The sequence below is a fragment of the Streptomyces sp. NPDC111656 genome (genome assembly GCF_055656965.1).
Map to the genome: position 1 here is coordinate 307,478 of NZ_JBVKCA010000012.1, position 10,604 is coordinate 318,081.

A 10,604-nucleotide genomic window follows, 5' to 3' on the forward strand; every position below is an offset into this window, starting at 1 on the left:
ACTCGGAGTCTGGACGGGTCATGTGACGCTGCACTTCTCCATGAGGCTGCTCGAACATGTAACTACAGTCTATCGCTCGGCGTGGCCCGATGCAGGGTCCCCGCGACATGGCCTTGAGCTGCTTCTCGCGCTGCGGCGGACACAGTAGGGATCGCATCCCATGCTTTACTTGTTCGAGCAGGTAAATGTTGTGCGTCGGCATCTATGACCCCGCGCAGGCCCGTCAGAGACAAGGAACCACGACCATGAGCAAGGCCTTCACCCCCTACGACCTGGCCGGCACCCGCTTGGCCAACCGCATCGTGATGGCGCCGATGACGCGCAGCCGCGCCTACGGTCCCGGACAGAGCCCGACGGACCTGACGGCGGCCTACTACGCGCAGCGCGCGAGCGCCGGGCTGATCGTGACCGAGGGCACCCAGCCCTCGGTGGTCGGCCAGGGCTACCCCAACACCCCCGGCATCCACTCCGCGCAGCAGATCGCGGCCTGGCAGAAGGTCACCGACGCGGTGCACGCCGAGGGCGGCGTGATCTTCCTGCAGCTCATGCACACCGGGCGCGTCGGCCACCCGAGCCTGATGGGCCTGACCCCCGTCGGCCCGTCCGCCGTCACGGCCAAGGGGCAGGTCTACACCCACGAGGGGCCCCAGGACTTCGTCACGCCGCACGCCCTGACCGAGACCGAGATCGCCGAGACGATCGCCGACTTCGCCGCGGCTGCCCGCAACGCCGTCGAGGCCGGCTTCGACGGCGTGGAGCTGCACGGCGCGAACGGCTATCTGATCCACCAGTTCCTCGCCCCGAACTCCAACCAGCGCCCCGACGCCTGGGGCGGCAGCCCCGAAAAGCGCATCCGTTTCGCCGTCGAGACCGCCAAGGCCGTCGTCGACGCGATCGGCGCCGACAAGGTGGGCCTGCGCATCTCGCCCGGCAACCCCTACAACGACATCGACGAGAGCGACCGGGCCGACGTCGAGGCCACTTACACCGCCCTCGTCGACGCGCTCGCTCCGCTGAACCTGGCCTACCTCCACCAGATGGAGGCTCCCGAAGTCCGTGACCTGGTGGTGCGGCTGCGCAAGGCGTGGCCGGGCACCTTCGTCCTCAACCCGTTCACCGGCATGGAGCCCACCGCCCCCGACGCGCTGGACCTCATCGAGGACGACACCGCCGACCTGATCGCCTACGGCGCCCTCTTCCTCGCCAACCCCGACCTCCCCGCCCGCCTCGCGGCCGGCGGCCCTTTCAACACCCCCGACCGCGCCACCTCTTTCGGCGGCGACCACCGCGGCTACACGGACTACCCCACCCTGCCCTGACCCACGCAACCAAGGAACGGAGGCACCCCGGTATGACTCCTGATGACAACAGGTCGGCGGCCTCGAAGAAGCCCAAGGTGCGACTGAACGGGATCGTGGACCGCGCGACCACGGTGGCGGTCACCCCGGTCGAGCAGCTGGACCTGATCTCCAAGCGCGTGCTCGTCATCGGCGGGACAGCCGGCCTCGGCCGCGCTGTGGCTCAGCAGGCCCTTGCGCTCGGCGCCGAGGTGACCGTGGTCGGACGGACCTTCCGCGACCCCGCATCCGAGCACCTCACCTTCATCCAGGCGGACTTGTCCTCGATGCGCGAGGCGCCGTCCGGCTGGGCAGGGAACTTCCCGCTCAGACCTACGACGTCGCCTTCTTCTCACTGGGAATCATGGCGGCCAAGAAGCGCGAGGAGACCGCCGAGGGCATCGAACGCGACCTGGCCGTCAGCTACCTCAGCCGCCTGGCCGTCCTGCAAGGCCTGAGCGGGCGGCTGGGCACCGCACGCCCCGACGGCGCTCCCCAGCCGCGGGTGTTCATCATGGGCGCCCCGGGAACCGGCAACATCGGCCAGGTCGACGACCTGAACTCCGAACACGGCTACAAGCCGTTCACGGCACACATGAACACCGTCGCCGGGAACGAGATCCTCGTGCTCGCGGGCGACCGCAGGCTGCCCGGGCCGGCGTACTTCGGTCTGAACCCCGGGTTCATCAAGACCGGTATCCGCTCCAACTACCTGGGCGAAGGCAGCATCGCGCACCGCCTGGCCGAGGCCGTGGCCGGGCTGGCCGGTCCCTCTGCGCAGACCTACGCGGGGCGGATCGTCCCCCTGCTGTTCACCCGCGACCTCGATGGACGCACCGCCTTGATGTTCAACAACAAGGCTCAGGTGATCCTGCCGACCGCTGAACTCGGTGCGGAGTACAGCGCCCGTTACCTGGACGCCTCCAAAGCGCTCCTGCGCCGCGCCGCCGACTGAGGCAGCAGGCCTCCTCAGCGGGTAGAGGGGTGCGGGTGGTACAGGGAGATCCCTGTACCACCCGCACCCCTCTCACCTTCCGCAACGACGGCAAGACCAGCTGCGTGTACACCTACTTCTGTTCTTTTCCTGCCCGCACCAACGCGATGGCGCGTGCGCGGAATGTGTGGCAGCAGGTGGAATGACTGCGGCGGCGCTGGGGGCGTTCATCGTTTTTGAGGACGAGGCCGGGTTCTCGATGACTGCGTCGTGCGCTCGCACCTGGGGTCGGCGTGGGCACACGCCGGTGGTGCGGGTGCGGGGCCGCTCCTGGCGCCGCTGGTCGATCGCCGCCATGTGCTGCTAGCGGCCCGGCGAGGTGTCCCGGTTGATCTACCGGCCGCGCCGCCACCGTAAGCATCGGGGCAAAGGACGCGACACCTTCGCCTGGAGTGACTACCGCGACGTTCCCGGCGACGCGTCACTGTAAGCATCGCGCTCACGCCGGCTGGTTCCCGGAGCCGCAGGCGCGGGTGTGGGTGTGGGTGAGGTCGAGACTGGCTGGCGGATACGACGGCTCGGTCCCGTCTTCCGGCATGGGGAGCAGCAGGGCGTAGGCGCGGACCATCGTGAACGCGTTGGGTTCGGGCAGGTCCATGGCCGCCAAGGCCGCGGAGGCCGCTTCGTGACGTTCCCCGTTGACGCGGATCTCCGCCTGCATCTTGCCGGGTTGCCCACCGTAGAAGACCTTGATGCCGTTGAAGAACGGCGATTCCAGGTCTGCCGTGAACGTGTCCGCGATGTGGTGGAGCACGTTCGCGTCGACCAGGGAATTCTGCAGGCGACGGCTCTCCTCGGCGTCGACGCCGAGGCCGACGGCCCCGGAGGCGATGCAGTGCCACCCGGGAACGCCGCGTTCGTCATCGGGACCGGCATGGTCGGCGAAGTACTGGCGCCGGTCCAGGAGTTCCAACATGCATGCACCGGCGGTTTGCACCCATGTGTCAGCCGCCTTGGGGGCCTCCCCGGCGATCGCCACAACGCAGTCCATGAAGCACGGAACGTCGGGCTGGAGGCTCGTGTCCGGCAGCGCGACCAGGTCGTAGTGGTGGGGACCGCCGTGCACGGGCGGCATCACGCCGATCGCCCACCCGTGCGGGCTGCTCAAGGAGTTACCTTTCAGCTCGGTCCCTTCCGTCACACCCGGCGCGTACCTCTCCAGGCTGGCCTTCACCAGAGCGAGGAGCTCCAGGTCCGGCAGGCGTTCGGGCGGCGGTTCGGCGTCACGCGCTCGGCGACGTATCCAAGACATGCGGAGGATCTTAGAACGCAGTCACGCTCCCGGGGGCGCGTCCCCGTCTGAACGGTCCGCTGTGGCCTGTCGCGCAGTTCCCCGCGCCCCTGGTGCTCCAAGGCTCCCCCCCGCCTGCGTGGGGAGGACCCACCGTCAATCGCGGTGAAGTGGAAGCCGTTCGGCTCAAAGAGCGTTTTGTCCCGCCGAGGTTGTTTGGTTCGAGGTTCAGGTGTCGCGCCAGTTCAGGGTGGATTCGCGAGTGAGTCTGCGGCTTATGAGGTCGATCATCGCGACGTGGATTATGGCTTCGGAACGGTGGGGGTGGGTTTCGTAGTCACGGGCCAGTCGGTGGTGATGCATCAGCCAGCCGAAGGTCCGCTCGACGACCCAGCGTCGCGGGATCACCTTGAATCCTTTGACGCCGGGGTCGCGTTGGACGACTTCCACGTCGATGCCGAGGCGAGCGCCGTGGTCGATGGCTTTGGTGCGGTAGCCGGTGTCGGCCCATGCTTTGGTCACGCGGGGGTGAGCGGCGGCGATATGGGACATCAGGTGTATGCCGCCGGCGTTGTCGGAGACGCTCGCTGCGGTGACCCAGACGGCCAGGAGCAGGCCGAGGGTGTCGACCCCGATGTGGCGCTTGCGGCCTGCGATTTTCTTGCCGGCATCGATGCCTTGGCTGGTCGCGGGCACGTTCGCCGAGGTTTTCACGCTCTGTGCGTCCAGCACGCAGGCGCTCGGCTCGCTGTCGCGGCCTTCGGCCTCTCGCACCAGACGGCGCAGGAGACCGTTGAGTTGGTCGAAGATGCCTTCTTTTTGCCAGGCGGCGAAGTAGCCGTAGACCGTTTCCCACGGCGGGAAGTCGTGGGGCAGGTAACGCCAGGCAATGCCGGTGCGGTCGACGTAGAGGATGGCGTCCATGAGGCGGCGCAGGTCATGCTCGGGCGGGCGACCGATGTCGAGACCCTTGCCTCTGCGCTCGGCCCGCCACGTGGTGAGGGTGGGCCCGATCAATTCCCAGCGCGCATCGGAGAGGTCGCTGGGATACGGGCGTTGTCGCGTCATGTTTCGGTAGTACCGGCGGCGAGCCCGTCCCTGCAGGGCGCAAACGGTGCCAAGCGGGGGCGCCCTGGGATCAGACAGGAGCGAACCGACGAAACCGGGCGACCGAAGGGCGACGCCTGCCCCATCCATCACATGGAACACTCTCGCCCCAGCAGTCTTCTCAACTCGTCCCGGTGAAGCGCCACCAAACAACCTCGGCGGGACAAAACGCTCTTTCCGTGCCCGTTTCTCATCCTCCGGTATGGAACCGCCACCGGCCTTCAGAAATGACATCCACCTTGCCGTCCCTGACGCGAACGGCCGTCTCGTCGTCGATGAAGTAGATCGGGAAGTCCGCCCGCGAGGCAATGTGATCAGCCCAGGCGTCGTCCCGCTCGGGGAAATCCGGCGAGTACAGGTGGGGCTTGAGATACCAGTCGAAGAGGCCGAACGGCGGCTCCACGGTCGTCGCGCCGAGCACGTGGAGGTCCGTCGCGTCCCCGATGACGTCGGCGGAGTGCTCGGTGAGATTACGACTGAAGATCATTGATCCGGCGCTCATCCCCACATAGACCCGGCTCTCCAGCGCCTCCAGGATGCCGTCGGTCAGGCCGTTGCCGGTGATGCTGCGCGCAAGGTGGTAGTGGTTGCCGCCCTCGACATAGATGACGTCGGCGTGGAGCAGCCGGTCGAGCACCATCTGCCGGGGCAGGCCGTTCAGCTCCAGGACGTCGAACTCCCGCCAGCCGAGGCCGTGCAGTCGGTTCATGTCCGCGACGAACCACCCGTGGTCCCCGGGCTCGGCAACGGACGCCGTGGGAACGAACACCATGTTCGCCGACCCGAACGGCTTTCCCAGCATGTCCCGCAGCGCATCCCGCAGCGTCTCGTTGCGCAGGCCACTCGCCGTCAACAGAAAGTTCATCGGGCGAGCCAAGCACGGCTGACGGGCGCGCGCAACGAACCCAGGATCCACCAATACCGTCGTGGCATGGCCGCATCAGGAACAGGCAGTCACCCCCCCCCGCCCGCGTGGGGAGGACCCGTGTGTCTGTAAGCACTTCTGCTCCACTGCACGGAGTTCTTTTGGCTCCATGGGCGGGCTGGAGGGGTGTGCGGGCAGGGTATTCGCGCCCCTGTAGCAACGTGATTCGGCCCCACTTCGATCGGGTGGTTCTGCTGGTCCGGGTGGGTGCGTCAGACGGGGTGTTCGACCGTGGCTGGCCAGACGCCCCGTTCGGACAGGTGGAGCACAAGGGCCGCGATGTTCCAGGCATCGTCCTCGCCCCGGTGGTGACGGCCTTCAAGCCGCCGCCCGGCGATCTCCAGGGCCCTGTGCCATGCCGGGGCGTTTGCGCAGACCATACGCCTCGGTGAAGACCGCCTTCGCGTTGGTGTGGTGGCGGCCGAAGGGGTAGGGCGTCCGTGTGGCCTGGCACTGCCGGGTGAACTGGTGTCGGTCGTAGTCGCCCCAACTGACCCACGGCCGGGTGCCTGCGCGGTGCTCGGCCGCCAGCAGCTGGCATGCCTCGGCGAAGCTGACCCCCTGATCGACTTCGTGTGGGGTGAGGCCGGTCAGCTCCGTGCAGAACTCGCTAACCGTGGACCGGACGGGCCTCACCAGGATCCGGTGCCGGGCGAGGCGCTCACCGGCAGCCAGATCGATGACGGTCAGTCCGATCTCGATGATCTCGCTGACCGTGCCAGGCGGCTGGGAACCGGCCCAGCAGGTCGCCTCGACGTCCACGACGTTGACGAGGTGCTCGGTCCAGGTGCTGTCCATGGCGGGGAGCGTAGGGAGGGGCGGCGGCTGGGGCACCTGGTTTTCGGGGCTGCCCCGACGCCGGCCCGCTCTATACCGTCCTCACCTGCGTCGGATTCCACCAGAACACCGCGCCGACGGCCCGCAGTGAAGCACTGGAAACGAACAATTCGCCTTCAAGGACTACGAGAACCACCCAAGACTCGCAGAACGCCCTCTGAAGCACAGACCACATCCGTGCCGCCACAGTCAAGCATCGTCCCGTTTACGTCGTTCGACGGTGCACCCCGGCCCCTGCCCAGAAGGGCGGTCTCGCTGCCAAAGCGTCCGCCGCGCCGCATGAGTAGTTCGGCTCAAGTGCGACAGAACCTTGAAGCCCTCGAAGGTGAGGGCCTGGTGGAGCTGGCCGATCTAGCGCCAGCCGTCCAGAGACACTTGGAGGCCGTCGGTGAGGTAGCGGTGGAGGGCGCTGGCGGTGGTGTCCACGAACTCCTCGGGGATGGCGTAAGCGTGGACCCAGCGGACCTGGGTGTGTTTGTGCGGCTCGCGGTTTTCGGGTTCGCCGGTCCATTCGTGGGCTGCGAAGACGACGGTGAGGAAACCGTTGGGGGCTTCGACGCCCCAGGCGCCGCGGATGATGTGGGCGACCTTCAGGGGTTCGGGCTTTACCGTCAGGCCGGTCTCTTCGAACAGCTCGCGCACGGCGGTTTCGGGTGATGCGTTCGCCGGGTTCGCTCTTGCCGACGGGGAGGTCCCACATGATCTGGGCGAACTTGGCGTTCTGGCTGTGTTGGAGGAGGACGACGCGGTTGGTGGCCTTGTCGTGGACGATGATCGCGGAGACCAGCAGGGTCATGGATTTGAGGGCGGGTTTGAGGGCTTTGGGCTGGTCGTCGGTTTCCGCTGAGCCACGGCTGGTGTCCCTTCGTCGGCCGGTTGGTGGGCAGAACGGCTCGCATGCCACGGCCCGATGACGCTCAGGCGATTCGTTCGCTAGGCTGACGGACGACGCAAGGCCGAGCCACGACGGACGCGCCAGCTGCGTATGGGGAGAGGGGAACAGGACCGTGCAGCGTGTACTGCCCTTCTACCTGGCTGTGGACACCTCGACATCCATGTATGTGTCAGGGCGCCTCGACGCGGTGCAGGAAACGGTCGTCCGGTTCACTGAGGAACTGCTGAGCAACCCGCTCCTCGGCGAGCATATTCGGCTCGGCCTCGTGACCTTCGGCGACCAGGCGGAGCTGGTTCTGCCACTGACCGACCTCACCGAACTGCGTTCCCTGCCACGGCTGTCCGGGCACGGCGCCGCCCATTACGGCGTTCTCTTCCGCTACCTGGGCCGGGTGATCGAACGAGACCTGAGGGTCCTCCGCGCCCATGACACAGTGACCTTCCGGCCCTTCGTCTTTCTCCTCACCGCCGGTATGCCTTCGGACTCCGGCTGGGAGCAGGCGTTCCACGAATTCGACGAGCTGACACGCGCGCAACTGGTGGTCATGGGTGTCGGCATGGAGGAACTGCCACCCGAGGTCCTGCGACGCCTCAACCCGGTGGACGCCGAGGCGTGGAGCGACGTTCCCGCCGATGTACTTGCAGCCAGGATCACCTCGGTGCTGGAGAGGTACGCCATGTCGTTGATCGCCTCGACGATGGTCTCGATCAACCGGGACTCGGATCCGCCTCGAATGCCGCCACCGAACCCGCCGCTGAACGAAACCGACATCCGCTGACCGACTGCGGAGGAGTGACGTGACCGTTCAGCCTGTACCCCGTACCTGGCCCAGCCTGCCACAGCGCGTACAGGAGGGAGAGCTCCGCACCTATGGGGCCGGGTCGCGAGGCGGCTCGTCCACGGTTTTCGACGTCTTCGGCCATGAGGACCGCGTCCTGTACAAAAAGTACGCGATCCAGCGTTCCGAAGCCGACCTGGACCGCCTGGTACGGCTCCACCGCGAGTTGGACAGCGACAGCAATGACGGTGCCTTCCTACGGCGCCGCTTCGCCTGGCCGCTCGCTGTGGTGACGGCGGACGACGGGGCGGTGTCCGGCGTGCTCGTACCGAAGGCCGAAATGACCTACCGCGCACAGCTCTCCACCAACAGGGTGCGGGCCCGGGACTTCAACTACCTGCTCTACGAAACCCGCGCGGCCCGCGTGGGCGTCGAGCCGGCGACCGTTCGGGAGAAGCTCGTGCTCCTCCGGCTGACGGTCGAAGCGTTTGTCTGGCTGGAGGAGCGAGGCCTGGTGCACGAGGACATCTCCGCCGGCAATCTGCTGTGGAGCGTACGGCCCGAACCGGCAGTACTCATTCTGGACTGTGACTCGATCCGGCCAGCGGGCAGTACAGTCGACGATCCGCTGCTCACCACCACGGATTGGACCGATCCCCGCGTGCTGGGCGGTGAAGTTCCCCGCCCCGACCAGGCTTCGGTCACCTACGCCGTCGGCCTGCTGACCGCCCGGGTATTCGGCACCCCGTCGTGGCGTCCCTCAGCCACCGATTCCCAGGACTCGCCCCAGGAGGGGGTACCAGCGGCGCTGCTGCCAGTCCTCCGTGAGTCAGTGCGTGCGACGACTCCTCGCCCCCCGCTGCACCGGTGGCTTGCGATTCTCGACGAGGCCCTCGAGGACACTCCAGCGCGCACCCGCACACCACGCACGGCGGTGCGTACGACGGTCTCCGAGCCATTACGGCAGGGCGGTTTGAGCTACGGAGTCAAAGAAAGAGTTGCACTCGCTGTAGGTTTGGTCTGCGGCGCAGTGGCGGCGATTCTGCTCCTCATCGAGATGCTGTGAGCGAGGCGCCGGTGGGGGAGGGCGTACCGTCGACGTTCGCGGAGAGCCTGTCGAACTGGTTCGGCCGGACCACACAGATTGTCACCGGAGTAGCCGGGTTCTCCTACGCCTTCGGCTGGGTGCTGGCCGCACGGTTCTACGGCAGTTTCGGGGTGGCGCCGGAGGAGGCCGGCATCTCCTTCAGCTGGCTGGCGATCCGTGCGTTCCTCGTCGGCATCGCGGGTCTCGCCCTCTTCCTCGGCGCCCGGTGGCTGCTACGCGCGGCCGAACGAGGCCGGGCGGTAGTGCACATCGTCCGGAGCCGCGCCATGATCACCCTGCTGATCTCCGCCAGTTGCGTCGCGGTTGCCACGGTCGTCGCCGTCGCAGCCTGGGCGTCAGCGCGCGGCGGCAGGGCTGGCACGGTCTCGGTAGTCGCCATCCTGGCCTGCGGCGCGTCGACTGCCCTCGTAATCCTCTGGTTGCGGCCGTCGGGTGTCCGACTCGGCTGGAACAGCAGTCTGTGGCTGCGCGGTGTCGGCGGCGCGGTGCTGGGGTTCGTCATCGTCGGCCTCGTCCTGTTGCCGTACCGCCTCGGTGATCACCTCGCCGCCGATGTCCGCGAAGGCCGGCCGGTGCGCCTTCCGATGGCCCTTGGTGTACCGGCCTTCCAGGTCTCCCAGGTCCGGCTCGCCCTCGCCGACGGCTCGAAGCCCGCGACCGACCCGTTGGCGGCACTCGGCTGCGTCATGCGTCTCGGCGGCAACGGCACAACGTCGATCTACTATGCCAGGGGTCGGGTGCTGCGCATCGCCGACGACAACGTGACCGTGGCGTCACCGTGTTGAACGAGATGGCTGGTACGGACATGCCAGCTGAAGATCAATTGGCTTCCGAGCAAGCGCCTCCGTCCCGGCGCCGTTACGCGCGAGGCGCCCAAGGCACCCCAGGGGCGCATCAACGCTGCGCAGGGGAAGGTGAAGACGAGCCGGGCGGTTGACCAGGAAGGTGCGGTGCTGTGCCACGCGCCAGAGTTGAGGGTGCGGGGTGTCGTCGTTGTGTGGCGTCAGGGGCCCAAGGGGCCGGGATCTTGGAACAGTCTCACTGCTAGTGTTCTGAGTCGGGAATTCTGTTCAGATAACTGGCGAGGCGTTCGAGGATCTCGTCCGCGGTCTTCGTCCAGACGTAGGGCTTCGGGTCGGTGTTCCAGGCGGCGATCCAGCTGCGGATGTCCTTTTCCAGGGCTTGGACGGACCTGTGGACGCCTCGCCGTATCTGCTTGTTGGTCAGTTCGGCGAACCATCGCTCGACGAGGTTCAGCCAGGACGAGCCGGTCGGTGTGAAGTGCAGATGGAACCGAGGGTGGGCCAGCAGCCACTTCTTGATCGCGGGGGTCTTGTGGGTGGCGTAGTTGTCGCAGATGAGGTGAACGTCCAGGGTGGCAGGCACCTCTTT

General features: G+C 67.2%; 10 protein-coding genes and 3 pseudogenes. 7 read left to right on the top strand and 6 right to left on the bottom strand.

Annotated elements, in window-relative coordinates; translation table 11 throughout:
- Positions 1 to 245 precede the first annotated feature (245 nt).
- The 4 genes and pseudogenes from ACZ7M3_RS32110 to ACZ7M3_RS32125 all read left to right on the top strand — a co-directional run.
- Positions 246 to 1,319: an alkene reductase gene (locus tag ACZ7M3_RS32110; RefSeq protein WP_472067757.1), complete on the top strand. Its 1,074-nt coding sequence runs from the start codon at positions 246 to 248 to the stop codon at positions 1,317 to 1,319.
- A 32-nt stretch (positions 1,320 to 1,351) separates the two neighbouring features.
- Positions 1,352 to 1,795 carry a hypothetical protein gene (locus ACZ7M3_RS32115; protein WP_472067759.1) on the top strand — a complete coding sequence of 148 codons (444 nt, stop codon included), beginning with the start codon at positions 1,352 to 1,354 and terminating at the stop codon, positions 1,793 to 1,795.
- The gene (locus tag ACZ7M3_RS32120) at positions 1,702 to 2,292 is read left to right on the top strand and encodes a hypothetical protein (protein ID WP_472067761.1); all 591 of its coding nucleotides are present in this window, start codon (positions 1,702 to 1,704) and stop codon (positions 2,290 to 2,292) included. The genes ACZ7M3_RS32115 and ACZ7M3_RS32120 overlap by 94 nt, the downstream gene beginning before the upstream one ends.
- Before the next feature lie 166 nt (positions 2,293 to 2,458).
- A pseudogene (locus ACZ7M3_RS32125) lies at positions 2,459 to 2,740 on the top strand (IS630 family transposase); the annotation flags it as partial.
- Positions 2,741 to 2,770: 30 nt separating this feature from the next.
- Here ACZ7M3_RS32125 and ACZ7M3_RS32130 read toward each other — a convergent pair.
- The 5 genes and pseudogenes from ACZ7M3_RS32130 to ACZ7M3_RS32150 all read right to left on the bottom strand — a co-directional run bounded on the left by ACZ7M3_RS32130 (position 2,771) and on the right by ACZ7M3_RS32150 (position 7,227).
- Positions 2,771 to 3,583: a DUF6348 family protein gene (locus tag ACZ7M3_RS32130; protein ID WP_472067763.1), complete on the bottom strand. Its 813-nt coding sequence runs from the start codon at positions 3,581 to 3,583 to the stop codon at positions 2,771 to 2,773.
- A 207-nt stretch (positions 3,584 to 3,790) separates the two neighbouring features.
- On the bottom strand, positions 3,791 to 4,630 hold the full coding sequence (locus ACZ7M3_RS32135; RefSeq protein ID WP_472067765.1) for an IS5 family transposase: 840 nt from the start codon (positions 4,628 to 4,630) through the stop codon (positions 3,791 to 3,793).
- A gap of 229 nt (positions 4,631 to 4,859) precedes the next feature.
- On the bottom strand, positions 4,860 to 5,534 hold the full coding sequence (locus tag ACZ7M3_RS32140; protein ID WP_472067767.1) for a Type 1 glutamine amidotransferase-like domain-containing protein: 675 nt from the start codon (positions 5,532 to 5,534) through the stop codon (positions 4,860 to 4,862).
- Positions 5,535 to 5,806: 272 nt separating this feature from the next.
- Positions 5,807 to 6,392 (bottom strand): annotated as a pseudogene (locus ACZ7M3_RS32145) (3'-5' exonuclease).
- Between the two features lie 390 nt (positions 6,393 to 6,782).
- A pseudogene (locus ACZ7M3_RS32150) lies at positions 6,783 to 7,227 on the bottom strand (NUDIX domain-containing protein).
- A gap of 211 nt (positions 7,228 to 7,438) precedes the next feature.
- On the opposite strand from ACZ7M3_RS32150, the gene ACZ7M3_RS32155 reads away from it, so the two are divergent.
- From ACZ7M3_RS32155 to ACZ7M3_RS32165, 3 genes are read left to right on the top strand one after another with little or no spacing between them, the layout of a single operon-like run.
- Positions 7,439 to 8,104 (top strand): vWA domain-containing protein, encoded by a 666-nt coding sequence (locus ACZ7M3_RS32155; RefSeq protein ID WP_097226962.1) that lies wholly within the window; start codon positions 7,439 to 7,441, stop codon positions 8,102 to 8,104.
- A 19-nt stretch (positions 8,105 to 8,123) separates the two neighbouring features.
- Complete coding sequence (locus tag ACZ7M3_RS32160; RefSeq protein ID WP_472067769.1) at positions 8,124 to 9,170, top strand: hypothetical protein; 1,047 nt, start codon at positions 8,124 to 8,126, stop codon at positions 9,168 to 9,170.
- Positions 9,167 to 9,997, top strand: coding sequence for a hypothetical protein (locus ACZ7M3_RS32165; RefSeq protein WP_472067771.1), 831 nt, complete (start codon positions 9,167 to 9,169; stop codon positions 9,995 to 9,997). The genes ACZ7M3_RS32160 and ACZ7M3_RS32165 overlap by 4 nt, the downstream gene beginning before the upstream one ends.
- A 259-nt stretch (positions 9,998 to 10,256) precedes the next feature.
- On the opposite strand, the gene ACZ7M3_RS32170 is transcribed toward ACZ7M3_RS32165, so the two are convergent.
- Positions 10,257 to 10,604, bottom strand: a 348-nt coding sequence (locus tag ACZ7M3_RS32170; RefSeq protein ID WP_472067773.1) for a transposase, incomplete at its 5' end; no start/stop codon positions are given.